The 23,261-nt window shown below is 67.5% G+C and carries 23 protein-coding genes and 2 pseudogenes; 7 read left to right on the forward strand and 18 right to left on the reverse strand.

What is annotated here, in order from left to right; translation table 11 throughout:
• Positions 1-164: 164 nt before the first annotated feature.
• Positions 165-854, forward strand: coding sequence for a dienelactone hydrolase family protein (locus tag OG300_RS39360; protein WP_405490063.1), 690 nt, complete (start codon positions 165-167; stop codon positions 852-854).
• Positions 855-887: 33 nt separating this feature from the next.
• Here the strand turns inward: OG300_RS39360 and OG300_RS39365 are convergent, their stop codons facing one another.
• Both OG300_RS39365 and OG300_RS39370 read right to left on the reverse strand, forming a co-directional pair.
• Complete coding sequence (locus tag OG300_RS39365) at positions 888-2,114, reverse strand: MFS transporter (RefSeq protein ID WP_405490065.1); 1,227 nt, start codon at positions 2,112-2,114, stop codon at positions 888-890.
• Complete coding sequence (locus tag OG300_RS39370; RefSeq protein WP_405490067.1) at positions 2,114-2,764, reverse strand: GntR family transcriptional regulator; 651 nt, start codon at positions 2,762-2,764, stop codon at positions 2,114-2,116. The genes OG300_RS39365 and OG300_RS39370 overlap by 1 nt, the downstream gene beginning before the upstream one ends.
• 126 nt (positions 2,765-2,890) lie before the next feature.
• On the opposite strand from OG300_RS39370, the gene OG300_RS39375 reads away from it, so the two are divergent.
• Complete coding sequence (locus OG300_RS39375; RefSeq protein ID WP_405490069.1) at positions 2,891-3,352, forward strand: PaaI family thioesterase; 462 nt, start codon at positions 2,891-2,893, stop codon at positions 3,350-3,352.
• A 56-nt stretch (positions 3,353-3,408) separates the two neighbouring features.
• On the opposite strand, the gene OG300_RS39380 is transcribed toward OG300_RS39375, so the two are convergent.
• Positions 3,409-3,789, reverse strand: coding sequence for a hypothetical protein (locus tag OG300_RS39380; RefSeq protein WP_405490071.1), 381 nt, complete (start codon positions 3,787-3,789; stop codon positions 3,409-3,411).
• A gap of 117 nt (positions 3,790-3,906) precedes the next feature.
• Positions 3,907-5,127, reverse strand: a complete 1,221-nt coding sequence (locus OG300_RS39385) for a cytochrome P450 (protein ID WP_405490073.1) — start codon at positions 5,125-5,127, stop codon at positions 3,907-3,909.
• A gap of 488 nt (positions 5,128-5,615) precedes the next feature.
• Between OG300_RS39385 and OG300_RS39390 the strand changes: the two genes are divergently transcribed.
• The gene (locus OG300_RS39390) at positions 5,616-6,191 is read left to right on the forward strand and encodes a TerD family protein (RefSeq protein ID WP_405498840.1); all 576 of its coding nucleotides are present in this window, start codon (positions 5,616-5,618) and stop codon (positions 6,189-6,191) included.
• Here OG300_RS39390 and OG300_RS39395 read toward each other — a convergent pair.
• The 5 genes from OG300_RS39395 to OG300_RS39415 all read right to left on the reverse strand — a co-directional run bounded on the left by OG300_RS39395 (position 6,181) and on the right by OG300_RS39415 (position 10,912).
• A complete protein-coding gene (locus OG300_RS39395) occupies positions 6,181-6,984 on the reverse strand; it encodes an SGNH/GDSL hydrolase family protein (protein WP_405490075.1) in 804 nt (267 codons plus the stop codon). The genes OG300_RS39390 and OG300_RS39395 overlap by 11 nt on opposite strands.
• Before the next feature lie 106 nt (positions 6,985-7,090).
• Positions 7,091-7,504, reverse strand: a complete 414-nt coding sequence (locus OG300_RS39400) for a nuclear transport factor 2 family protein (RefSeq protein WP_405490077.1) — start codon at positions 7,502-7,504, stop codon at positions 7,091-7,093.
• Positions 7,505-7,591: 87 nt separating this feature from the next.
• On the reverse strand, positions 7,592-9,352 hold the full coding sequence (locus OG300_RS39405) for an oleate hydratase (protein ID WP_405490079.1): 1,761 nt from the start codon (positions 9,350-9,352) through the stop codon (positions 7,592-7,594).
• A 54-nt stretch (positions 9,353-9,406) separates the two neighbouring features.
• Positions 9,407-10,261 carry a 3-hydroxyacyl-CoA dehydrogenase gene (locus OG300_RS39410; protein WP_405490081.1) on the reverse strand — a complete coding sequence of 285 codons (855 nt, stop codon included), beginning with the start codon at positions 10,259-10,261 and terminating at the stop codon, positions 9,407-9,409.
• A 3-nt stretch (positions 10,262-10,264) separates the two neighbouring features.
• Entirely contained in the window at positions 10,265-10,912 is a 648-nt protein-coding gene (locus OG300_RS39415; RefSeq protein WP_405490083.1) for a TetR/AcrR family transcriptional regulator, read from the reverse strand.
• A 166-nt stretch (positions 10,913-11,078) separates the two neighbouring features.
• Here OG300_RS39415 and OG300_RS39420 point away from each other — a divergent pair, with 166 nt between their 5' ends.
• On the forward strand, positions 11,079-13,382 hold the full coding sequence (locus OG300_RS39420; protein WP_405490085.1) for a molybdopterin guanine dinucleotide-containing S/N-oxide reductase: 2,304 nt from the start codon (positions 11,079-11,081) through the stop codon (positions 13,380-13,382).
• 7 nt (positions 13,383-13,389) lie between these two features.
• On the opposite strand, the gene OG300_RS39425 is transcribed toward OG300_RS39420, so the two are convergent.
• Entirely contained in the window at positions 13,390-14,127 is a 738-nt protein-coding gene (locus tag OG300_RS39425; RefSeq protein ID WP_405490087.1) for an alpha/beta fold hydrolase, read from the reverse strand.
• Positions 14,128-14,270: 143 nt separating this feature from the next.
• Positions 14,271-15,296, reverse strand: a complete 1,026-nt coding sequence (locus OG300_RS39430; protein WP_405490089.1) for an AraC family transcriptional regulator — start codon at positions 15,294-15,296, stop codon at positions 14,271-14,273.
• A 228-nt stretch (positions 15,297-15,524) separates the two neighbouring features.
• Here OG300_RS39430 and OG300_RS39435 point away from each other — a divergent pair.
• Both OG300_RS39435 and OG300_RS39440 read left to right on the forward strand, forming a co-directional pair.
• A pseudogene (locus OG300_RS39435) lies at positions 15,525-15,704 on the forward strand (hypothetical protein); the annotation flags it as partial.
• A gap of 255 nt (positions 15,705-15,959) precedes the next feature.
• Positions 15,960-17,288 carry a tetratricopeptide repeat protein gene (locus OG300_RS39440; RefSeq protein ID WP_405498881.1) on the forward strand — a complete coding sequence of 443 codons (1,329 nt, stop codon included), beginning with the start codon at positions 15,960-15,962 and terminating at the stop codon, positions 17,286-17,288.
• Here the strand turns inward: OG300_RS39440 and OG300_RS39445 are convergent, their stop codons facing one another.
• The 6 genes from OG300_RS39445 to OG300_RS39470 form a co-directional block, all read right to left on the reverse strand.
• Complete coding sequence (locus OG300_RS39445; RefSeq protein ID WP_405490091.1) at positions 17,289-17,681, reverse strand: PIN domain-containing protein; 393 nt, start codon at positions 17,679-17,681, stop codon at positions 17,289-17,291. It lies immediately after the preceding gene.
• Positions 17,678-17,929 (reverse strand): AbrB/MazE/SpoVT family DNA-binding domain-containing protein, encoded by a 252-nt coding sequence (locus OG300_RS39450; protein ID WP_405490093.1) that lies wholly within the window; start codon positions 17,927-17,929, stop codon positions 17,678-17,680. Before OG300_RS39450 ends, OG300_RS39445 begins: the two co-directional genes overlap by 4 nt.
• Before the next feature lie 65 nt (positions 17,930-17,994).
• Complete coding sequence (locus OG300_RS39455; RefSeq protein ID WP_405490095.1) at positions 17,995-19,140, reverse strand: RNA polymerase sigma factor; 1,146 nt, start codon at positions 19,138-19,140, stop codon at positions 17,995-17,997.
• Positions 19,137-19,544: a YciI family protein gene (locus OG300_RS39460; RefSeq protein ID WP_405490097.1), complete on the reverse strand. Its 408-nt coding sequence runs from the start codon at positions 19,542-19,544 to the stop codon at positions 19,137-19,139. Before OG300_RS39460 ends, OG300_RS39455 begins: the two co-directional genes overlap by 4 nt.
• 27 nt (positions 19,545-19,571) lie before the next feature.
• Entirely contained in the window at positions 19,572-20,069 is a 498-nt protein-coding gene (locus OG300_RS39465) for a pyridoxamine 5'-phosphate oxidase family protein (RefSeq protein WP_405490099.1), read from the reverse strand.
• 108 nt (positions 20,070-20,177) lie between these two features.
• Positions 20,178-21,053 (reverse strand): LysR family transcriptional regulator, encoded by an 876-nt coding sequence (locus OG300_RS39470; RefSeq protein ID WP_405490101.1) that lies wholly within the window; start codon positions 21,051-21,053, stop codon positions 20,178-20,180.
• 71 nt (positions 21,054-21,124) lie between these two features.
• On the opposite strand from OG300_RS39470, the pseudogene OG300_RS39475 reads away from it, so the two are divergent.
• Positions 21,125-22,285, forward strand: a pseudogene (locus OG300_RS39475) (MFS transporter); the annotation flags it as partial.
• A gap of 35 nt (positions 22,286-22,320) precedes the next feature.
• On the opposite strand, the gene OG300_RS39480 reads toward OG300_RS39475, so the two are convergent.
• Complete coding sequence (locus OG300_RS39480; RefSeq protein WP_405490103.1) at positions 22,321-23,247, reverse strand: sterol desaturase family protein; 927 nt, start codon at positions 23,245-23,247, stop codon at positions 22,321-22,323.
• Positions 23,248-23,261: the final 14 nt, after the last annotated feature.

Genomic DNA, 23,261 nt, shown 5'->3' on the forward strand with positions numbered 1-23,261 from the left:
CTGCCGATGCGGGATGGGCGATCCATTCCGACCCCACTGTTCCCCGCGCGCGCGACCCCGGCAACCATCCCGCGCAGCGCGAGTCGAACTGCGACGCGCGAGCGTGAGTGTCCCAGACAGGCTAGGCTGCGGGGACAGTTCGATCCACGAGGGAGGGCTCAACGTTGAGCACGATCCAACTGACCACACCGAACGGCGATATCGACGCCTATCTGGCGACCCCGGCCACCACGGGACCGTGGCCCGGCGTCGTCGTCCTGCACGACGGCATGGGGATGAGCGCCGACGTCCGCGCCACCGCCGACCGCCTGGCCGCCAACGGCTATCTGGCCGTGGCCCCCAACCTGTTCGCACGCGGCGGAGTCAAATGTGTGCCGAGCGTGCTGCGGGAGCTGCTCACCAACCGCGACGGCACCACCGTCGCCGATATTCTCGCCGCGCGCGAGCACCTGGCCGCCGACCCGAACTGCACCGGCGGTATCGCGGTGGTCGGCTTCTGCCTCGGCGGCGGTTTCGCACTGCTGGTCGCGCCCAAGGGTTTCGACGCCGCCGCGCCGTTCTACCCCTCCGGCCGCGGCAACTACGCGGACTTCCTGCGGGGCTCCTGCCCGGTGGTCGCCAGCTATGGCGCGCTCGACCCGGCCAACCCCCGCCGCGGCCCCAAACTCGAACGGGTACTGAGCGAATACGGCGTCGAGCACGATGTGAAGACCTACCCGGGTGTCACCCACTCCTTCGCCAATGTCACCCCCGCCGATCCACTGCTGCGGGTCACCGGCCTCGGCTACAACGAGGAGGCCACCGAGGACGCCTGGCGTCGCATCTTCAGCTTCTTCGAGACCCACCTGACCTGACCGACGGGCTGTTCCGCTGCGGCGAAAGGGATTTCAGCCGCGGCGGCCGCGGGTGATGACAGCCAGGCACAGCACGCAGGCGGCGGCCAGGACGGCGAACATGGCCGGGTAGCCGACGCCGGTGCCGTCGTGGCAGACGGCCATCACGGCGGGGACGCCGAAGCCGAGGTAGCTGACCGCGTAGAACACGGCGGTCAGACCGGCGAGGTCGTCGGGACGGGCCATGCGCTCGATCTCCAGGAGACCGGCGACCAGGCCGATGCCGAAGCCCATGCCGAGGGCGATCGCGGTCAGGACGGTCAGCCACAGTGTCAGGGTGGCCGAGGCCGCGACGGCGAGCAGCATGCCGGTGATGACGAGAGTCAAAGCCAGCACGGGCAGCCGGATGGTGCCGGGGCGGTCGAGGCGGCGGGCCACGGACTGGATGGCGAAGCCGCACCCCAGGGTGATCACGGTGACCAAGGCGGAGAAGGCGATCGGAGCGCCGTGCACCTTCGGCATCATCAGGGTCGGCATGATCGCGTAGGCGGCGGCCGAGGAGGTGAACAGCCACAGCGACAGCGGCAGCGCCACCGTGCGGAAGCGGCGGTGCGCGGCCGCGGGCACCTTCAGGTCGTCGAGTAGTCGGCCGGGATGCTGCTGTCGCGCAACGGTTTCCGGTGCCCGGTACAGCCAGAGTGCGGCCAGCAGGCACAGCGTCACGTTGATCAGGTAGGCGAGGGTGTCCGGCCACGGCGCCCACTGCGCCAGCACGCCGGCCACGCCCGCGCCGATGCCGAAACCACCGGTGAGGCTCATGGCCGAGCGGCGCGCGCCGGTGCCGGAGGCGGTGTCGCCGGTGAACGGCGGTTGCGAAAGTTCTTTCAGCCAACTGCTTCCCACCGCCATCGCCAGGCCCAGTGCCACGCCGCACAGCACGCGTCCGGCCGAGAGCATCGGCACCGAACTCGCGCCGAAGGCCAGCAGGGTCGAGCCGGTGGCCGCGATCAGCGGGGCGGGCAGCATGAGCGGTCGGCGGCCGAAGCGGTCCGACAGCGGGCCGCCGATCAGCAGGGCGGGCACGATGCCGAGCACATACTCGAACAGCAGCAGATCGACGGTGGTGACGGGCAGGCCGTCGCGTTTGTACATGACCAGCAGCGGCGTGAATTCGTTTCCGCCCCAGGCGATCGCGTAGATGGCGGCGGCCACGCCCAGCCAGGCCGCGGGATGGGTGCCGGTGCTGCGCGCGGGTGCGCCGAGCTGTGTCAGCGTCGCCATTACAGTCCTCTCGGGGTCACGCCGTGCACATCGGTGAGATGCCGGGCGAGGGCGTCGGCGAAACCGGCGGCGTCGGCGGCTTCGATCAGGTCGGTGAGTGCGGTGTGCTGCTCGATGATTCGATCGGTGTGGGTCTCGCCGCGATGCAGAGCGACGCTGTTCATCCGGCGCTGGCGTTCGCGCAGCGAGTCGTAGAAGCCGATGAGCAGCGGGTTGTCGGCGGCCACCACGTACTCGCGGTGGAAATCGGCGTCCACGATGGCGAATTCGTCGAGGTCGCCCGCATCGGCGAGGGTGCGCTGCCGGTGCAGGGATTCGCGCAGCCGGGGCACCAGGCCCGCGCGGGCGACCTCGGCGAGCGCGCGCACCGCGCCGGTCTCGACGATGTAGCGCGCGTGCACGACGTGCTCGGCCTCATGCGAGGGCACGGGGACGATGAGCGCCCCGCGCTTGGGGTAGAGCCGCATCCAGCCTTCGGTCTCGAGCCGCAGGAACGCTTCCCGGACCGGGGTGCGAGAGGTGCCGAGCTCACCGGCGATCTCGTTCTCGCTGACCAGTTCCCCGCCGGGCAGACTGCCGGTGAGGATCCGTTCTTTGATTTCGCGATAGGCCCGCTCGGCGGCAGTGAATGGCTTGGACACGACTTGCATACTAGACGTGACATGGAATGGGTTTGCTCGAATGTGGCCAGGCTCACGGAGTTGCGGTGAGCCCCGATCTGCAAGGATGATTCACGTTGTTGGCAGCATGTCAGTAAGAAGGACGAGGAGGTCCGCATGGCGAACGACACCCCGCCGTTGAGCGAGCTGGTGAACGGTGGACTCGAATTCACCATCCCGGTCGCGCACAAGATGGGTGTACAGGCGACCGAGGTGCGGCCCGGATTCGCGGCCACCACGGTGCCGGTCGAGGGCAACGGCAATCACTTCGGCGTCATGTACGCCGGTGTGCTGTTCACCGTCGCGGAGATCCTCGGTGGCGCCATCGCCATCGCGAGCTTCGACACCGCCAAGTATTTCCCGCTGGTCAAGGACCTGCACATCTACTTCCGCAAGCCTGCCGCCACCGATGTGCGGGCCGAGGCGAGCCTGTCGGAGGACGAGATCGCCCGCATCGCCGACGAGGCGGAGACCAAGGGCAAGGCCGACTTCACACTCAAGGCCGTCGTCACCGACGCCAACGGCGTGGTGGTCGCCGAGACCGAGGGGCTGTATCAGCTTCGCGCGCACGGCAAGTAGCGCACCGACGACACAGCCCCGGACCACCCGGTCCGGGGCTGTTCGCGTAAATCCGCTCAGGCGATGATGATCCAGCCGCTGCACCCGGTGCCCGCGCTGCCCGGCCACTCCGAGCCGGACACCTGGAACGGGATCGCGCCCGGCATCGGCGAGCCCAGGTCCACCTTGGTGGTCACCGCGCCGTAGGTGTCGGGCAGCGGAGTCCGGTTGCCCTGCATATCGATCTTGGCGTCGTCGGTGAAGTTGTTGGAGGTGGTGATCTCCAGCGTGGTCGGCACGAACGAATGCGCCATCAGCGTCGTCTGCCCGCAGTGGCCCTTGGTGTAGTCCAGGGTGATGCGCTGCGGCGCGGGATCCGCGCCGGCCGGTGCGGCGAGCACCCCGGACACTCCGAGGGCCAGGGCGATCAGGGCGATGCGGCGGAACACGGTAGTCACGAGCGGAACCCCTTTTCTGTCGTCACAGCGTTGAGCCCCCCGATCGACCAAGATCATGCCGTGAGCGCGGCCGGTGCGACCGGCGACGCGCGCAAGAATCGCCGGGCGGTTGCCGGATCAGTGGATTCGCAGCGGCAGCGCGGTGTGGCGGCGCACGAAAATGCTCGGAAACCACTGCGGCGGTGCATCTTCGACGAGCTCGAAACCGGTCGTCCGGTCCAGCAGGGCGGTGAGCGCCGCCGTGGCCTCCAGCTTGGCCAGCGCGGACCCGATGCAGAAGTGGATGCCGCGCCCGAAGGCCAGATTGTTCGCGCCGCTGCGGCGATCGAGATCCAGGGCGCCGGGATCGTCGAAGCGCGCCGGATCACGATTGGCCGCACCCCACATCAGCAGCAGATGCGAGCCCGCGGCCAAGGTCACGCCGCCGAGCTCGGTATCGGCGGTCACGTGCCGATGATGGCCGCGGAACGGCGATTCCAGCCGCAGCGCCTCGTCGAGGAAGGCGGGCAGCAGTGCCGGTTCGCGGCGCAGCTCGTCCTGCAGGTCGCGGCGGGTGGCCAGGATCCGGGTGGCGTTGGCGATCAGCCCGGCCGTGGATTCCCCTCCCGCGCCGACCAATTGGACCAGGGTCAGCACCGCCGCGGTATCGGTGATCTCCCCGGCCGCGCAGGCCCGGGCCAGCACGCCGAGCAGATCCTCACCCGGTTCGCGGCGGGCGGCGGTGAAGGCGGTGTGCAGGTACCCGGCGAGTTCGGCGGCGGCGGTGACGAGTTGGGTGAAACGCTCGGATTCCACCACCCCGCCCAGCATCTCGGTGCTGTCGTAGGCCCAGCAGAGCAGTTGCGGCACATCGGCATCCGGCAGGCCGACGATATCGGCGATCAGCGCCAGCGGCAGCCGGTCGGCCATCGCGGTGGCCCAGTCGATGCGGTCGCCGCGCAGGCCCTCGCTCCAGAGCCGGTCCACCAGCTGCTCGACGGTCGGTCCGAGTCCGCGAATCCGCTTGGCCAGCAGCGGCTGCACCAGTTTGCGCTGGGTGAGGTGGTCCGGGTCGTCGGCGGTCGCCAGTACGTGCACGGCCTGGCCGCCGCCGTCCATGTCGAAGGTGGCGGGTGGGCGGCCGGGCTGCCGCAGCAGCGCACCGGTGAGGTGCGAGGAGAAGTCGCCGACCCGGCTCACCGCCTCGGTCACCAGATCCCACGAGGTCACCACGAAGAAGTCGGTGCCCGGCACCCGGTACACCGGAGACCGCTCGCGCAGCAGGCTCAGCAGCGGGTACGGATCGTCGAGGTGGGCGGGGTCGAACAGGTCGACGGCGTCGGGTGAGGTGGTCGGCATCGCGGTGCTCCGAACGTGTGTGAAGGGGCGTGACCTCACCATTTCCCGGCGGGGGAACGAGTGTCAACGACAGTCTCACCACGAGACAATCGGGCAATATTGTCCAATTTGGACGAGTTTCGCAGATTGCGCGGAAGGCCCTGCCGGACAGGTACATTCGAGTGGTGACGCTCGGTAGGGGGGAGCCGCAAACTGGACAGGTTCCGGTCCGTCCGGACCTGGGGGATCGACTGCGCGCGGCGGTCTTCGACGCGCACACCGAGGCCGTGAACGCGATCGCGCGGTCCGGCCCGGGCGCGCTGAATCGCGATCTGGTCGAGCTGCTGGCCCTGCAACGCCGCATCGGCGTGCTCGCCGACCAGTGCGACCGCCTCGACCCGCGGCACCCCGACGGATCGGCTGTGCGCGAGCGGGATTCGGTGGCCGACATCCGCCCGGGCGAGGACGATGGGGCGTGCAGTCAACGATCGGATCGGAAAGGTAAGTCGATGAGTGTCAGCTTGGCCAAGGGCGGCAATGTCTCACTGTCGAAGCAGGCCCCGAATCTCACGAAGGTGTCCGTCGCTCTCGGCTGGGACGTGCGCGGCACCACCGGCGCGGATTTCGATCTCGACGCCAGTGCGCTGGCCACCGGATCGGATCAGCGGGTGGTGTCCGACAAGCACTTCGTGTTCTACAACAACCTGCGCTCGCCGGAGGGCACCATCGAGCACACCGGCGACAACCTCACCGGCGAGGGCGACGGCGACGACGAGGTGATCAACCTCGACCTGGCCGCCATGCCGCCGACCATCACCAATGTCTTCTTCCCCGTGTCGATCTACGAGGCCGAGCTGCGGCGGCAGACCTTCGGGCAGGTCCGCAACGCCTACATCCGGGTGATCGACGCGGTCACCGGCGCCGAGCTGACCCGCTTCGACCTCAGCGAGGACGCCTCGACCGAGACCGCCATGGTGTTCGGCGAGCTGTACCGCAACGGCGCGGAGTGGAAGTTCCGCGCCATCGGGCAGGGCTACGCCTCCGGGCTGGCCGGTATCGCCCGCGACTACGGCGTCAACGTGTGACCCGTAGGTCCCCGCTGAGCCGGACCGGCAGTGGCAGTGGACGTTTGGGCTTGCGGTAGTCGCCGGAGGAGCGGCCGCGGATCCGGTTCATCACCCACGGGCTGAGTGCGGTTCCGGCCCAGCGGAATTCGGCCGCGAGCTCGCTGAGCACGTTGGGCTCGTACGGTAGCGGCGGCAGCGGCCGGGTCCAGCTGTCGTCGCTGCCGGGCAACCGCAGCGCGTGCGCCAGCGAGTCGGCGATGAGCTGATGGCCCTGCGGGCTGGCGTGCAGCCGATCCGGGCTCCACAGGCGCGGATCGTAAACCGCTGCGTGGTCGGCGGTTTCGGCCACGATCACCCCGTAGCGCCGGGCCGCCGCCCGGATCCGGTCGTTGAGTGCGACGATGCGGCCACGCAGCGGTCGCGCCAGCGGGATCATCCGGCCGACATCGGGGAAGGTGAAGGTGGCGACCTTCGCACCCGCCTCGGTCAGCGCCGCGAACATGACTTCGACATGGCCGATGATCTCGTCGGGATCGAAGTTCGGCCGCAGCAGATCGTTCATCCCGGCGAGCACGGTGGCCAGGTCCGGTCGCATGGCGACCGCGGCGGCCAGTTGATCGGTCCGGATCTGGCGGGCCAGCTTGCCGCGCACCGCGAGATTGGCGTAGCTCACGCCCGGATTGTCGTGGGCGAGGCGCTCGGCCAGCCGGTCCGCCCAACCACGCAGCCCGGTGTAGTCGTCGCCGTCGCCCACGCCTTCGGTCTGACTGTCGCCCAGGGCGACGTATCGGATGTAGCTGCCATCGGTCATGGCGGACCCGGCCTTTCGGGGTGACTTTCCCAGGATCATCGCAGGAATTCGGCCCCGATGCGGCCGGGCGCGAGGGCGTTCACGCGCCCGCTGCCTACCGTTCGAATTACTGCGCCGCTTCGCGGGTCAGCTGCTCGGCGGCCTCGCGGGAGATCTGCTCGAACTGGGCGGCCATGGCCTCGGCGAGGGCCTGCGCGGCCGAGAGTGGGCGGACCATGACGGTGAATTCGTCGATCTTGCCGTCGGCGTCGAAATGCAGGAAGTCGCAACCGTTGAGCCGCTTGCCGTTCACGGTGGTCTCGAACACCAGGGCGTGGTCGGCGGCGTCGGGCGCACCGATCTCACGCACGTATTGGAAGTCCTCGAACACCCGCATGACGCCGCGCAGGATGGCGGCGGTGATGGCCTTGCCCGGGTACGGCTTGAAGGCGACCGGGCTGGTGAACACCACATTGTCGGCCAGCAGCGCCTCGATCGCGGCGTGGTCGCGGGCCTCGACGGCCTTACGGAACGGGTGCATAGGTGCCTCCTTGCATAGTCAACTCGTTGCATAACACCGTAGCGCGCGGGCCCGGTCCGAGGACAGGGCCCGCACGAAAACGGGTCGCTACTTGCCGAGCACGCCGTACTGGGTGAGCAGTTCGCCGATCTCGTTGTTGCCCAGCCGCTGGGCCAGGCCGCGCCACAGCAGGTCCGGGCCGGGCAGGCTGACCGGGTCGCCGTCGCGCAGCCGGGTCATGGCCGCCAGCAGGCTGCGTACGTCGTAGGTCGAGTTGAAGACCTCCGGGACACCGCGTTCGATATCGAGCAGGCGGTAGGCCGCCTCCATGCCGGTGCGCACCGAGTACTCGGTGGTGAAGATGCAGTCGCGGCTGGTCTCGGCGAACTGGCCGATGAACGCGAAGTTCACCGCGCCCTCCGGGACCACGTCCGGACGGTCACCGGCCTTGCGCGGCATGAAGAACGCGGTCACGTAGGGCATCATCACCGGCACCGTCTTGGCGCCGGAGGCGGCCAGCTCGGGGATGTCGGCCTCCGGGACGCCCAGGTGATACAGCCACTCCTGGGTGATCTCCTCGCCGGTGCACTCCTGCATGGTCTTGTTCACGAAATCGCCCGGCTTGTCGGGGAACAGCGAATAGACCCAGACCACGATCTGATCCTTGGGCTGTGCCTTGAAGTGCGGCTGCCGGTTGACCGTCCAGCTCAGCAGCCACGACGAGTCCTTCACGGTGACGATGCCGCCGGTGACGACCTTGCCGCTGAAGGGATCCCGCTTGCAGATCTTCTGAACGTATTCGGGGATACGGGCATCCAGGGTGGTGACGGTCGCCGATTCCCACTTGGTCTCCGGGATGTGACTGCCGAAGACGTCGGGGTTGCCGAAAGCCTTGTCCTTGGCCGCGATTCGCCGCCACAGGTCCCACGCCGGGGCCGGGCCCTCGTTGAGCTTGGCCGGGGTGTGGTGGTCGCCCTCGTCGGAGTTCTCGGTCAGCGAGCCGATGGTCATCAGCAGCAGATCATCCGGGCCCAGATCGGCGCCGCCCTCGACGCCCTCGGAGACCCAGTGAATCCTGGTGGCCTGCTTGCGTTTCGCGCTCAGGTCGAAGTCGACGTCGGTGACGGTGGTGTCGAACTTGAAGGTGACGCCGTGATCGAGCAGCCAGCGATACAGCGGCAGCACCAGCGATTCGTACTGGTTGTACTTGGTGAACTTGAGCGCCGAGAAGTCCGGCAGGCCGCCGATGTGGTGCACGAACCGGTGCAGGTACAGCTTCATCTCGAGCGCGCTGTGCCAGTCCTCGAAGGCGAACATGGTGCGCCAGTACATCCAGAAGTTGCTCTCGAAGAAGTTCTTCGAGAAGACCTCGTTGATGCGCTTGCCCTCCATCTCCTCACGGGTGGCGAGGAAGATCTTGGTGACGTCCTTCTGGGCCTTGTCGTCGAGAGTGAAGAGGTTCTTGGTCTGCGCGCTCTGGCCCTGGTTCACGGTGGCGCGCTCCAGCGAGAAGTTCGGGTCGTCCTTGTTGAGCCAGTAGAACTCGTCGAGCACGCTGCCGTCGACCTCCATCGAGGGGATGGTGCGGAAGAGGTCCCACAGGCATTCGAAGTGGTTCTCCATCTCGCGGCCGCCGCGAATCACGAAGCCCTTCTTGGGCGCTTTGATGCCGTCGAGCGCGCCGCCGGGCAGTTTCAGCTCTTCCAGGATGGTGATCTTGTCGCCGGGCAGCTGACCGTCGCGGATCAGGAAGGCCGCACCCGACAGGGAGGCCAGACCGGATCCGACGAACCAGGCCGTCTTGTTCTCCACACCCGCCGGTTTGCGGGGTCGGGCGAAGGCCTCGTAGTTGCCGCTGCTGTAGTACATGCGATCTCCTGTCCGGTTCGGTTCGAAGTGCTTGTGCTGCTGTGCGTTTCCGGCTCAGTACTTGTAGAACCCCTCTCCGGTGGCGATGCCGAGCTTGCCCTTGTCGATGTAGTTCTCCTTGAGCCACTCGGCGATTCGCTTCGAGGTGGCATCACCGTTGACCATGATGTTGTAGGGCGTGGTCAGGCCGATGATGTCGAGAATCTGGAACGGGCCCGCGGGCGCGCCGGTGCCGATGCGCCAGGTCTTGTCGACGGCCTCGGGGTCCGCGAAACCGCCCTCGGCCAGGTTCATCGCCGCGTCCAGCAGCGGCACCAGCAGCGAGTTGAGGACGTAACCCGCCTTCTCCCGGTGCAATTCGATCGGCACCATGCCGATGGCGGTCGCGAAGTCCACCACCGCCTGATAGACGGCCGGATCGGTGTCGGCGGTGCCCATGATCTCGGCGGTGTTGAAGTGCCACACCTGATTCGCGAAGTGCAGCGCCAGGAACCGGTCGGGGCGGCCGGTGAAATCCTTGATGTCGCTGGGCAGCAGGGTGGAGGAATTGGTCGCGAAGATGGTGCGCTCGGGCGCGAGCTCGCCGAGCTTCTCGTAGGTGTCGCGCTTGATGGTGAGCACCTCCGGAACCGCCTCGATCACCAGGTCGGCGTCTCGGACCGCCTCGCCCAGATCGGAATTCAGCGCGATACCGGCCGCGGTGGCCTCCGCCTTGCCGTCACCGCCGCCGGGCACCTGATCGCGATAGATCGCGGCGAGCTTGTCCAAGCGCCCGCGCGCGGCGCTGAGCGCGTCCGCACTGATGTCGTAGGCGGTGACGTCGAAGCCGCGGAACGCGGACTGGAACGCGATCTGCGAACCGAGGACGCCGGTGCCCAGGACGGTCACCCGGCGGATCTGGATGCTCATAACTCATTGCCTCCCTAGGGATATGAGGAAACCTGCGACGATCTGGTCGATCTGCCCCCGGAGGTCGGCCAGGGCGTCGTGATCGGGATGCGCCCCGGTCGAGGGCTGGACCAGGGCCAGGTGCAGGACGGCGAAGACGCTGCGGCCCGCGCGGCGGGCATGCTCGGCGAGGTGCTCGGGCGCCAGGTTCCGGGCCTCGGCGGCGAGCCGGTCGGCGATCGCCGACTCCAGCCGCGCGACCAGGGCGAGGCCTTCCGCGCGATAGCACTCGGTGGGGGAGCCGAACAGTAGTTCGCGCTGATAGATCGCGGTGTTCTCGGGCCGCTGCTCGGCCGCGAGCAATACCGGGGCGACCATGGCGCAGACCGCGGCGGCCGGGTCCGGCTCGGTGCGGGCCGCGACGGCTCCGGCATCGATGGCCGTGCGCAATTGCTCGTTGTAGACCATCAGCAGCAGTTCGCCCTTGGAGGCCGCGTAGCGGAACAGGGTGCCCGCCGCGATATCCGCGCGATCGGAGATCTGCTGGGTGGTGACGCCTTCGAAGCCGGATTCAGCAAACAGCGTCGCCGCCGCCTCGAAGATGCGTGACTGCTTGTCGTGCATCTTGCGCTGGCGTCGGCCGACCTGCACCGCAGCGGGGGAAACGGCCATCGAACACCTCCAACACCGAGCTGAAAACTGAGTGGACTCAGAAATGAGCGTACTCACAGTTACCGGAAGCGCAACCTTCAGCATGCCCGGTGACACCGGCCGAGTCGAGACCCGGGGCCGCTCGGCGGGTCGATGGGTGTCGGTGTGGCGGCGTAGGGTTGGCCGAGTGGCCACGCATCTCACCCACTGGGGAGCGTTCGAGGCGGACAGTGACGGCACCCGGCTGACCGAGGTGCGGCCCTGGCGCGGCGATCCGGAGCCCACCCCGCTCATCGCGAATGTCGCCTCGGCGCAACACCATCCGACCCGCATCGACCAGCCCTACATCCGCCGGGGCTGGCTCGAGCACGGACCCGGACCCGGCGCGCGCGGCAGCGAGGAGTTCGTGCCGGTCTCCTGGGAGACCGCGCTGGACCTGCTGTCCGGTGAATTGTCCAGGGTGTACCGGGAATTCGGTGCCGAGGCGGTGTACGGCGGCTCCTACGGGTGGGCCAGTGCCGGACGCTTCCATCACGCGCAGAGTCAGGTGCATCGGTTCCTGAACTGCCTGGGCGGGTATGTGGCGCACCGCAACAGCTACAGCCTGGGCGCGTCCACGGTGCTGCTGCCGCACATCCTCGCCGATATGGGCACCATCATGGCGCGCGCGACCACGAAATCGGTGCTGGCGCGGCATTCTCGGCTGGTGGTGGCATTCGGCGGGCTGTCGCCGAAGAACTCCGCGGTATCGCCGGGCGGGGTGTCGCGGCACAATACGCGCGGCTGGATCGGCGACGCGCGCCGCAATGGGTGCCGGTTCGTCACGGTGAGCCCGCTGCGCGACGACACCCCGGGGGAGGCGCAGGCCGAATGGATCGCGCCGCGACCCGGCAGCGATGCCGCGCTCATGCTGGCGCTGGCCCAGGTACTGGATTCGGAAGGGCTGGCGGACAAGGGGTTTCTCGACTCCCACACCGTCGGGTTCGAGCGATTCGCCCGCTACCTGCGCGGTGAGGTCGACGGCGTGGTGAAGGATCCCGAGTGGGCGGCCGCGCTCACCGGTGTTCCGGCGCAACGGATTCGGGAGCTGGCCCGTGAGATGGCCGCCACCCGCACGCTGATCACGGTGAGCTGGTCGCTACAGCGGGCCCGCTACGGTGAACAGCCGCTGTGGCTCGGTGTGGTGCTGGCCGCCATGCTCGGCCAGATCGGCTTGCCCGGTGGCGGTTTCGGCCACGGCTACGGATCGGCCGCGAATGTCGGTCTGGCCGTGCGCCTCACCTCACCGCCGCGGCTGTCGCAGGGCCTCAACCCGGTCACCGACTACATTCCGGTGGCCCGCATCGCCGATATGCTGCTGAATCCGGGCGGGCCCTACGAATACAACGGCGAGCAGCGCACATATCCCGATATCCGGCTGGTCTACTGGGCGGGCGGCAATCCGTTCCACCACCATCAGAACCTGTCGCGTCTGCGAGAAGCGTTCTCCCGCCCCGACACCGTGGTCGTCCACGACCCGTTCTGGTCGGCCACCGCCCGCCACGCCGACATCGTGCTCCCGTCCACCATGACGATCGAGCGCGACGACTACGGCTGCGGCGAAGGTGACCGGGTCTTCTTCCCCATGCCCGCTCTCACCGAGCCGCATGCCGAATCCCGCGACGACTACACGATTTTCGCGGGACTCGCCGAAAGACTCGGTGTGTACAAGGAATTCACCGAAGGTCGCACCGCGCCGGAATGGCTGCGCCACCTCTACGACGAATGGCAGCAGCGGCTCTCCGGGCAGGGGCACGCCCTCCCCGAATTCGACGCCTTCTGGTCCGGCGATCCCATCGAACTACCGATGCAGGCCGCCGAACACGTCGCCTTCGCCGACTTCCGCGCCGACCCCGTCGCGCACCCGCTCCATACGCCGAGCGGCCGCATCGAGATCTTCTCCGAGACCATCGACGGCTTCGGCTACGACGACTGCCCGGGCCATCCGGTCTGGCGTGAACCCGAGGAATGGCTCGGCAGCCCCGTAGCCGCCGAATTCCCGATCCAGTTGGTAGCCAACCAACCTCGCACCAAACTGCACAGCCAACTCGACATCGGCGACCACAGTCGGTCGGTGAAGATCGCCGACCGCGAACCGGTCCGCCTGCACCCCGCCGACGCCGAGGCGCGCGGCATCCGGCCCGGGGACGTGGTCCGCATCTTCAACAACCGGGGTAGCTGCCTGGCGGGCGTCGAACTCAGCGAGGCCGTTCGTCCGGGCGTGGCCCAGCTCTCCACCGGAGCCTGGTACGACCCGGATCCGCAGGACCCCACCTTCTGTCGTCACGGAAACCCCAATGCCGTGACCAACGATCGCGGCGCCTCCCGGCTCAGCCAGGGTTGCACAGGGCAGCTCTCCCTCGTGGAGATCGAGCCCTACACCGCCTCGCTCCCGCCCCTGACCGTCACCGCCCCACCGAAATTCGGCGCACCGCGACCGGAACTCGGCTGAGCCCAGGCTATTTCGCGTGGGCCAGCCAGTTGGTGATCTGGTCGCAGACCCAGGGGCCGTCGTCGAGTGTCAGGTCGTGGCCCGCGTCCGGGTGCAGCCGCAGGGGCGCGTCGAAGCGGGCGGCGATCCGTTCCGACATGTGGTGGTCCGCCAGGCGGTCGCCCTTCGAGGCGAGTACCAACAGGGGCACCGGGATTCGCGTGGGCAGTCGGAAGGTGGCGGCCGCGGCGACCTGCGCCAGCACGCTCGCGTCGAGTGGCGCGGCTTCCCGCTGATACTGCGCCCACGTCGTGGAGAGTTCCGCCAACTGCTCCGGCGGGCGGTTGCTGGTCAGTTTCAGTGCGGCGGCCTCGTGCGCGTCCAGCGACCGGAATCGCTTTCCGGCAATCAGCGACATCAGTCCGAACTGCATCTGATGCGGCCGAAACACCGCAGGCGCACCGGTATTCACCACTACGCACCGTTCGAAGTCCTCCGGGTACCGGTGCACCCAGTTCATGGCCAGCATGCCGCCCAGCGAGATCCCGAGCAGCGACCATGAGTCGTCACCACGATCGAACCGCCCCCGCAGATCGTCGGTGATGCCGGAGATGGACCGGGGCGACACCCGGCCGTTCTGCGTCCCGAACCCCGGCGGATCGATCGTCACGACCTCGACCCCCAACCGCGCGGCCAACTCGTCGTGAAAGTTCCCCCAATGCCGCTGGTCCCGGGTGAGACCGCGCAGCAGCAGCCAATTGGTCAAGGTGTCCCCTTCCTCGCACCGATATCCGGCGTCATCATCCGGCCGGGGAACCGCAGGGGTCAATGGCACCAGTCGCCATCCATGCCGTATCGGAGCCCAGGCTGGTTCGCCGGGTGCGTCGCGAGCTCCTCGGCCACGCTGACTCAGCCCGGCGCAGAACGCGACAGGGTTTGGGACGGAAGGGTTCCGTAGCGTTGCATGTAGGCCTGTGCGAATCGCCCCGGGTGCGTGAAGCCCCATCTAATCGCGACGTTGGTGACATTGGTGCGGGCCGATTCCGAGGCGACGAGCTCCGCGTGCACCCGTTCCAGTCGCAGGTTGCGCAGGTAGGCCATCGGCGGCACGCCGACATGGGCCTGAAAAGCGGTTTGCACGGAGCGGACGCTGACGCCCGCGATCTCGGCGAGACGGGCTGCGGTGAAGACGGTCTGTGGTTCGGCCTGCATAGCGTCGATGACTCGGACGACAGCTCGCGGGCGGCACCGGGTGGCGGGATGGAGCAGTTCGTCGCGGAGGTCGTGATCCGCGGCCGCCAGCAGATGGGCGAGCAGACTGTGCCACAGCTCCGCGCCGATGAGTTCCTGCCTGGTCAGGGGGTCGTCGACCCGGACCTGCTCGGCGAGCAGGCGGGCCAGCAGGCGTAGGCTGCGACCGTAGCCGTCGGTCAGATCCACCGTCGGACCCAGCCTGATCGGCGTGCGGACGGCCCGCTGCAGCAGGCGAGTCAGCTCCGCCTCCAAGGCATCTCGCCGGATCTTGATGCACAGGATGCGGCTGCCTGCGCCCCAGTGGCTCAGCAGAATGTTCCCGGTCGGCCCGTACAGCACCGCCTGTCGCGGTGTCGCCGTGACCTCGTGTCCGCGGTGCTGGGAGTCCAGGTGCCCCGACAGCGGGATATTGAGGTGATAGAACGTGCGCAGGTCGGCGAACTCCATCCGGATGTCCGCGTCGAACAGGCAGTCTCCCAGCATGATCGGCCCGAGTTGCATCGCGTCGATCGACATCCTGAACTTGTCGCCCCGGCTCAGCACGCTCATCCGCAGTGGGTAGTACGCCTCGGTGCCCTGCGCGCTCGCCTCGTCGAGATCCGGTGTCCGAGTGTTGAATCGCCATGGAAGTGACGGCACCACCGATCCCGGCGGGCTCGGTCGTTCGTTGCTGGCCGCCATAGCGTGTCTCCTGGTCGTGACGGTCGATCGGCTGCTGTGCATCGCGAAGCACGCGTGCCGAATCATGCAGTAGCGCAGTCGATTCCGATTCTCTCCGGATTCGGCAACATCCATTTTCGAGCTTCCGGCGGCGGCCTACGATCAACTTTCGGTATCTCTGCAAGAAGCTGCACGCCCGGCGGGCGCGCGATCGCGGTGGAAGGCGTTATGGACGCGGACGATGAGGTGATGCGCTACCTGGTCGAATCGGGGCCCACCGCGACCGAGCAGGTGAGCGGCGCGTTGCGGGCCGAAGTGAGCGCGGCCGGTCGTCGCGGCTCGGCTGTCTCGAAACATGCTCTCGCGCATCAGCTGTCGGTATCGCTGCGCAGCGTGTACGCCTACCTCAACGGGGAGACCTTGATTCCTGAGGATGTGCTCGAGCGTTTCGTCGAACTGCTGGGTGTGTCGCCCGGTGTCGCGCGTCGGCTGCGGGACCTGCGACGGCGTGCGCTCGATGATCGTCGATCCAGGCGGCGGACCGGACAAGACGAGAAGCCCGGCATTCCACCGTGCATCGACCGCAGGCCGAATTCGATACTGCCGTTCGAGATGGCGCATCCCCCACTGGTCGACCGCCATTTTCCTACAACCCCGCCCTGGACCACCGGCCTCGATGGCCGAATGGGCACGCTGTTTCGCCGTGGGGTGATCGAACGGATCATCGGGGAATATGAATGGGCCGCAGTGTCATTCGGTGTTGCTTTTGAAGCGGCCTCGAAGGGCGCCAATCCACTGGCGGAAATGAACTGCCGCTCTTATCTGGGCACCGTGCATCGGATAGCCCTCGAACATTCGGAGGCATTCGATCAGCTGAGTGTCGCACTCGACGGCTATCGACGTCTCCAGAGCCGCCGCGGCCAAGCGCACACGCTGCTGCAACTCGGCATCCTGTACCGCCAGCAAGTGCGATACGCCGAGGCGGAACAGGCGATGACCGCCGCACTGACCTACTACACCGGGTTGCGAGACTTCCATGACGCGGCAGGCGTGCTGCTCGAACTCGGTGTGCTGCACCGCCTGTCGACCGACTCGACGGCGGCCCTTCGTCTACTGGACCGAGCTCTGATCGTGTACGAGGCGCTGGGTTCCCGCCAAGGCCAGTCGAATGTCCTGTACGAAATCCAAGCCCGGGATCGGTCTACCCAACCCCCGGCAATCGTGCAGCCCGTTCTCGAATACCCGTCTACTTCAGACACCGTCGAATGGTTCGAAACGACTATGGCCGAATGGCATTCGCGGGGCAACCACGGAAGTCGGCTGTGGGGATTGCGGCACTACGCGGCGATCGCCGCGGACACCCCCACCGCCCGCGACTACCTGCGCCGGTCGATCGAACTGGCCCTCGTGCTGGACTCACCATGGGAAGCCTCCGAGGCCCACCGCGACCTATTCGACCTCGACCGCCATCGACGACGACCACCCCGGAAAAATACCTGCGCAATCCGGCTGAACCCTGCGGAAAGCGGATCGCTCCCCCTGCTCCGCGCGCCCTACATTTGTGACGGATCAATCCAAATCAATTCGGGAAGTAGAACAATGGCGAATTCTCTGACCAAACGAACCGCCGCGATACTGTGCGGCCTCATCGCCACCACGGCGGCCATGGTGGCCGCCGGTGAACCGGCGCAGGCCGCCAGCGGTGGCGGCTGCCAAGGCCCCGGCTACGCCAATGTCTGCATCGGCATGGACACCGGCAACATCGCCTACGCCGGCCACACCAATTACACGACCGGCACCTGCACCATCCACCTGATGCTGTGGGACTACTCGGCCCAAGCGGGCGGCGTCCCCGTCTTCACCAAGGACTTCCGCTGCGGCAGCGGCCAAATCGACTACCGCCCCGCAGTCCTGTCCAACCCCACCACCGGCCACGACTACAAGGCGGAAATGCGAGTCGACTGGGGCAACAGCAAGGTCGACACCTACCTCAGCCCCGACCTCATCGCCTGATCAGGGCTCGATGCGGACTATTGTCTCGACTTTGCCGATGCCCTTGTCGAATGATGCGATGCACGATGCTGGTGTGGCTTCTGCGAGTGCGACCAGGTAGGCGTCGGCGAACGAGAGTCGGTAGTGCTCGTAGACGTCGATGGTTCGAATCAGCAGCGCGGGATCGCCGGTCGTGATGTTCCGCGAACTGACGAGTGCGCGGGCCAAAGCGGCGACCTGTGGTCTTGCTACCTGGTAGACGCTCTGTAGGACGTAGACAGTTTCGGCCAGGATCAGGTCCGGAAGATGCAGTGAATCAGATTGTGCGAGAAACGCGGTCGCCCGCTTCCCCATGTCAGGGGGGTCCTGGGTGAGGTGGCGGATGAGGATATTCGTGTCCAGGTAGACCGTCACTCTCCACCGTCTTCCCACTGCGCCGCCCAGGCCGCCGCGCGGATCTCCTCCCAGGACCGTCCGCGAGCGGCGGGCGGTACCGGCACGCTTCCAGCCAGTTCCAGCAGGTCAGGAGTGCGGGCCAGCACCACGACCTGACCCTCGACGCGAAAGAACACGTTGTCGCCGACGTGCAGTTCGAGCGCGTCCCGGATCGCCTTGGGCACCGTTAGCTGGCCCTTGGATGTCAAACGAGCGACCGCGTCCATGATTTCTCCTTACTCGAGCCCCGAAGTAAGGATACCGCTGGGCGAGGTGGATGGAGGCCAGGAGCTCAGGGCCGGAGGGAATGGCGGATTCGGGCGGCTTGGCGCGTTAGGTGGTCGCGTTCGGGGAGGGTGGTGGCGGATTGGGCGGCTTGGGCGTAGAGGGAGGCGGCCTGGTCCAGGTCACCGGCGCGTTCGTGGAGGTAGGCGCGGGATGCGGTGTGGCGGGGGAGGGTTGGGTCGAGGGGGGAGAGGGCGGCTAGGCCGGCTCGGGGGCCGTCGGCCTCGCCTATTGCTACGGCGCGGTTGAGTTGGACTATGGGGGTGGGGGTGAGGCGTAGGAGTTCGTCGTACCACTCGACTATTTGGACCCAGTCGGTTTCTGCGGTGGTGGGGGCGTCGGCGTGGAGGGCGGCGATCGCGGCTTGGGCCTGGTATTCGCCGAGTTGGTCTCGGGACAGGGCGGATTGGAGGATCGTCACGCCTTCTGCGATGAGGGTGGTGTCCCATCGGGATCGGTCTTGGTCGGCGAGGGGGATCAGGCGGCCGTCGGGGGTGGTGCGCGACGGGCGGCGGGCGTGGTGCAGGAGCATCAGGGCGAGGAGGCCGGAGACTTCGGGATCTGTTGTGGCGGAGGACAGTTGGCGGGTGAGGCGGATGGCTTCGGCGGCCAGGTCCAGGTTGCCGCCGTAGCCCTCGTTGAATACCAGGTAGAGGACGCGTAGGACGGTGGGGAGGTGGCCGGGGCGGTTTAGGGGTTCGCCGGTGATGCGGCGTTTGGCGCGGGAAATGCGTTGCGCCATGGTGGCTTCGGGGACCAGATAGGCGGTGGCTATCTGGCGGGTGGTGAGGCCTCCTACCGCGCGCAGGGTGAGGGCGACGGCCGAGCCGGGGGCCAGGGCGGGGTGGGCGCAGAGGAAGTACAGCCACAGGCTGTCGTCGGTGGCGGGGACCGGGCCCGGCTCCGGTTCGATGTCGGACGTGAGTTCTCTTCCGCGCCGGGAGGTTTCGGCGCGAGTGGCGTCGAGGAACTTGTGCCAGGCGGTGGTGACGAGCCAGGCCTTGGGGTCGCGGGGTGGATCGTCGGGCCAGATTTCCAGTGCGCGGATGAGGGCTTCCTGCACGGCGTCCTCGGCCGCGGCGAAGTCCGCGCCGCGGCGGACGAGGACACCGAGCACCGCGGGGACGAGATCGCGCAGCAGCGACTCGTTCACTCGGTGACCGTGTGGCAGGCGGTGAAGAACGGGCGGATCTCCAGCCACTCCTGGATCGGCTTGCCGTCCGCGCCCGGCGCGGCGGACAGTTCGGCGGCGACTTCCAGTGCGCGCTCGTAGGTTTCGACGTCGATGATCATCCACCCGGCGATCAGGTCCTTGGTCTCCGCGAACGGGCCGTCGGTGACCGGCGGACGGCCCGCGCCGTCGGAGCGGACGAAGGTGCCCTGCGGGGACAGCGCCTGGCTCTCCACGTACTCGCCGGTGGCCTCGAGCCGTGCGGCGAAATCGTCCATGTACCGCATGTGGGCGGTGATCTCATCCGGCGTCCACCGGTCCATCGGCACGTCGTTGGTCGGTGCGGGCGCGCCCCGATAGTGCTTGAGCAGCAGGTATTTGGCCATGATGTGCTCCTCGGTTGGTAAGGGATCTCAGGCGTGCTGACGTTCGGCCCGCTGCCGGACCAGTTCCTCCACCGCGCTGGGCAGGGTGGCGTCGAAGTCGATGAGCTTCACCCAGGTCGGGGTGATGACGATCCGCACCATCCCGTCGTAGAGCGAACGCACTTCGGCCTCCCACTCGACCCGCTGCTCGGCGCTCATGTCGTAAGTGCCGTTCATCTGCAGGTACTCCTCCGGAATGCCGTCCACCACATCCAATTCGACGCGGCCGCGCAGCAGCAGGATCTTCGGCGGGTGCACCTCGGTGTCGATCGTCAACGCGACCTGCGGGTTGTGCCGCAGCGAGTGCAGCTTCGGCGCGTTCTTCGTGGTGCACACGACGATCTCCGAACCGTTCCAGGTGAACGCGATCGGGATGTTGCGGGGCGTCCCGTCCTTGGCGACGTAGGCCATCCGCAGCAGATCGCGGGCCAGCAGTTCCCGGCTGATCGGACGGTTCAGGATCTCGGTGATCTCGTGCTGTTGCATGACGGTCGCTCCTTCATCGGTGTGCGGCCCTTTCGGCTGCTCGTACCCCTGGGACGGAGCCGCTCGACCGTTCTCGACATCCATGACGGAAAAACTTCGAAATCTTTTCTACCGTGCTTCGTGGCTGCTGGTCAGTGCCTCGATCACCCGGCGGGCGGCGTGGGACGGCGTGCGCCGGGCATCGTGGCCCACCGACAGTTTCCACGGCAGCGGATGCGGGGTGAACTCCGCGCGGGGTACCTCGGGGGAGAGGCGCGCCACCGATAGTGGGACCAGGGCTACGCCGAAGCCCTTGGCGGCCAGCTCGAGCGCGAAGGTCTGATCGGCCACCTCGATCACCGGTCGCCGGGTCGGGAAGAGCTCCTCCGCGATGCCGCGAATACCCCAGCCCGGCGGGTAGTCGATATACCGCTCGCCATGCAGATCGGCGGCGCGAATCGCCTTGCCCGCCAACGGATGATCTACGCTCATGCACAGCACCAGCGTCTCCTCGGTGATGAGATACGTGGTGATGCCGGGGATCTCGTCGGTGAGCCCGGCCAGCAATGCCAGCTCCAGGCTGTTGTCGCGCAACCCCGCGAGATTGCCCGCCATCCCCGAAATGCTCTGCCGCATCTGCAATGTCACGCCGGGGAACCGCCGGTGCAGGTCGGCGATGGCGCCCGCGAGATCCACATTGTGGATGTTCATCAGGTTGCCGACGACGACCTCGCCCCGGATCTCGCCGCGGGTGGCGTCGACCGCGTCGACGATGTCGCGGCGCGCCCGCAGCAGCGCCCGGGCCGGAGCGATCATGGCCTGCCCGGCCTCGGTGAGCTCGAGACTGCGCGGTGTGCGATCGAAGAGCCGGACCCCGAGCTCGTGCTCGAGCTTGCCGACGCTGGTGGACACCGCGGACTGCACCAGATTCAACGCCCGCGCGGCCGCGGTGAACGACCGCTGCTCGGAGCAGGCGAGGAAGCATTCGATCTGACGCATCTCCATGCGCCCGAGCCTAGCGCTGGTATCGAAACCATAGATAGCAGTATCGAAAAGCATCGCTTCCATTGATCCGGATGCGGGTTCACCATGATGAGGTGATTGATTCGATTACCGGCGACGACCTGGCGATTCGGGACGAGCGGGAGCCCGCGACGCCCGGCATCGAGCCAGCCGCCACGCCCGCCGCGTCCACTCCCGCGCTCAGTCGCGTCACCGTGCTCGTCTTCGCCGTGACGGCGGGGTCCTCGGCGGCGGGCAACTACTACCTGCAACCGCTGCTGCACGATGTCGCAGGAGACCTCGGCATCTCGACGGCCACCGCGGCCCTGCTGGTCAGCGCCGCGCAGATCGGCTACCTGTGCGGTCTGGCTTTCCTGGTCCCGCTGGGTGATTTCCTGCGACGGCATCGCATGGTCCCGGCCTTGCTCGCGGCATCCGTTGTGGCGCTGCTGATTTCGGCGGTCGCGCCCAATTTCTGGGTGCTGTTCGCGGGCGTGGTGGCCACCGGCGTCGCGGCCTCGGCGGCGCAGGTGGTGGTGCCGTGGGCCTCGGCGCTGGCCGAACCGGAACGCCGCGGCCAGGTGGTCGGCACCGTGATGAGCGGGCTGCTGCTGGGAATCCTGTTGTCGCGGGTGATGTCCGGCGCGGTCGCGCAACTCGGCGGCTGGCGCACGGTGCTGCTGGTGGCCGCCGGACTACAGGTGGTGATGGCGATCAGCGTGTATCTGCTCGCGCCCGCCACCCCGCGCGCGGCGACCGGGGAACGATACCCGGAGGTGCTCGCCTCGATTCTGGCGCTGATCCGGGTGCATCCGGTACTGCGGCACCGGATGGCGCTGGGATTCATTCTGATGGCGTGCTTCTCGGCGGTGTGGACGGCCATCGCGTTCCTGCTGTCCGGCGCGCACGGCAGCGGATATCACTACTCGGAGTTCACCATCGGGCTCTTCGGCCTGGCCGGAGTGCTGGGCGCACTGGGCGCGCCGGTGGTCGGGCGCTGGGCCGATCGGGGCCTGCTGCGTCAGGTCACCACGCTGACCTGGGTTGTGCTGCTGGCGAGTTGGGCGCTGCTGGCCTGGGGCGGGCATTCGGTGCTCGCCTTGATCGCGGCGCTGCTGGTGTTCGACTTCGGTATCCAGGGCGCGCATCTCACCAATCAGAGCGCGATCTACACCCTCGATCCGGCGGCGCGCAGCCGGTTGACCACGGCGTACATGGTGACCTACTTCCTGGGCGGCGTCGCCGGTTCGGTGACCGCGGGCCTCGCGTATCAGGCGGGTGGCTGGTCGCTGGTCTGCTGGATCGGGGTGGCGGCGACCGCGGTGGGGCTGCTGCTGTGGATGGTGTTCGCGGCCATGGGTTCCGGCCGCCAGCCGGGCGGGCCGAAGGTGTAGCCGAGCCAGTGGCGCGCACGCCGGGTCGAGCGCAGATCGCGCCACAGTTCGCCGAATTGGTAGTACTGAAGAGTCAGCAGATTGGCGCTCTCGATGTTCTTGGTGAGTCCGTAGGTGGGACGGAAGGTTTCGGCCCGGAAGGTGCCGAACACGCGATCCCAGAGGATGAGGATGCCGCCGTAGTTGCGGTCCAGATACTCCTGATCGCTGGCATGGTGCACGCGGTGGTGCGAGGGCGTGTTGAACACGAACTCGAACCAGCGCGGCAGCTTGCCGATGGCCTCGGTGTGCACCCAGAACTGGTAGACCAGGTTGAACGACCAGGCGGTGAAGATCATCCACGGGGGTACGCCGAGCAGCGGCAGCGGCAGCCAGAACATCAGCTCGAACCACGGATTCCACTTCTGCCGCAACGCCGTCGCGTAATTGAAGTACTGGCTGTTGTGGTGCACCTGGTGTGCGGCCCAGATCAGCCGGACCCGATGCGAGATTCGGTGGTAGCAGTACCAGAGCAGATCCACGCCCAGCATGACCGCGACCCAGGACAGCGGATTGCGCGGATCGATGTGCCACGGCGCGTGCACGTACAGCACCGCGTAGACCAGCAGCGCCCCGAATTTGGCTGCCCCACTGATGAATACGGATACCGCGCCCATGAGCAGGCTCGAGCGCGCATCGACCTTGTCGTAGCCCTTGCGGTCGTCGTCGTGCCCGCGCAGGGCGGCGATCTCGAGCACCATGGCGAGCACGAAGAACGGGATCGCATAGGACACCGGTTGATTGATCTGTTCCCACAGGGACATGCCCGCGTACCTCT

The sequence above is a fragment of the Nocardia sp. NBC_00511 genome (assembly GCF_045161165.1).
In the GTDB taxonomy this organism is placed as follows: domain Bacteria; phylum Actinomycetota; class Actinomycetes; order Mycobacteriales; family Mycobacteriaceae; genus Nocardia.

Excerpts from the sequence above, each read along its gene's own strand:
- OG300_RS39440 (WP_405498881.1), top strand. The coding sequence starts at position 15,960 with ATGGGCACGCTGTTTCGCCGTGGGGTGATCGAACGGATCATCGGGGAA.
- OG300_RS39385 (WP_405490073.1), bottom strand. The coding sequence starts at position 5,127 with ATGCCGACCACCTCACCCGACGCCGTCGACCTGTTCGACCCCGCCCAC.
- OG300_RS39460 (WP_405490097.1), bottom strand. The coding sequence starts at position 19,544 with ATGGCCAAATACCTGCTGCTCAAGCACTATCGGGGCGCGCCCGCACCG.
- OG300_RS39375 (WP_405490069.1), top strand. The coding sequence starts at position 2,891 with ATGGCGAACGACACCCCGCCGTTGAGCGAGCTGGTGAACGGTGGACTC.
- OG300_RS39395 (WP_405490075.1), bottom strand. The coding sequence starts at position 6,984 with ATGACCGATGGCAGCTACATCCGATACGTCGCCCTGGGCGACAGTCAG.
- OG300_RS39430 (WP_405490089.1), bottom strand. The coding sequence starts at position 15,296 with ATGGCGGCCAGCAACGAACGACCGAGCCCGCCGGGATCGGTGGTGCCG.
- OG300_RS39390 (WP_405498840.1), top strand. The coding sequence starts at position 5,616 with ATGAGTGTCAGCTTGGCCAAGGGCGGCAATGTCTCACTGTCGAAGCAG.
- OG300_RS39365 (WP_405490065.1), bottom strand. The coding sequence starts at position 2,114 with ATGGCGACGCTGACACAGCTCGGCGCACCCGCGCGCAGCACCGGCACC.
- OG300_RS39470 (WP_405490101.1), bottom strand. The coding sequence starts at position 21,053 with ATGGAGATGCGTCAGATCGAATGCTTCCTCGCCTGCTCCGAGCAGCGG.
- OG300_RS39415 (WP_405490083.1), bottom strand. The coding sequence starts at position 10,912 with ATGGCCGTTTCCCCCGCTGCGGTGCAGGTCGGCCGACGCCAGCGCAAG.
- OG300_RS39410 (WP_405490081.1), bottom strand. The coding sequence starts at position 10,261 with ATGAGCATCCAGATCCGCCGGGTGACCGTCCTGGGCACCGGCGTCCTC.
- OG300_RS39370 (WP_405490067.1), bottom strand. The coding sequence starts at position 2,764 with ATGCAAGTCGTGTCCAAGCCATTCACTGCCGCCGAGCGGGCCTATCGC.
- OG300_RS39450 (WP_405490093.1), bottom strand. The coding sequence starts at position 17,929 with ATGGACGCGGTCGCTCGTTTGACATCCAAGGGCCAGCTAACGGTGCCC.
- OG300_RS39400 (WP_405490077.1), bottom strand. The coding sequence starts at position 7,504 with ATGCACCCGTTCCGTAAGGCCGTCGAGGCCCGCGACCACGCCGCGATC.
- OG300_RS39465 (WP_405490099.1), bottom strand. The coding sequence starts at position 20,069 with ATGCAACAGCACGAGATCACCGAGATCCTGAACCGTCCGATCAGCCGG.
- OG300_RS39405 (WP_405490079.1), bottom strand. The coding sequence starts at position 9,352 with ATGTACTACAGCAGCGGCAACTACGAGGCCTTCGCCCGACCCCGCAAA.
- OG300_RS39480 (WP_405490103.1), bottom strand. The coding sequence starts at position 23,247 with ATGTCCCTGTGGGAACAGATCAATCAACCGGTGTCCTATGCGATCCCG.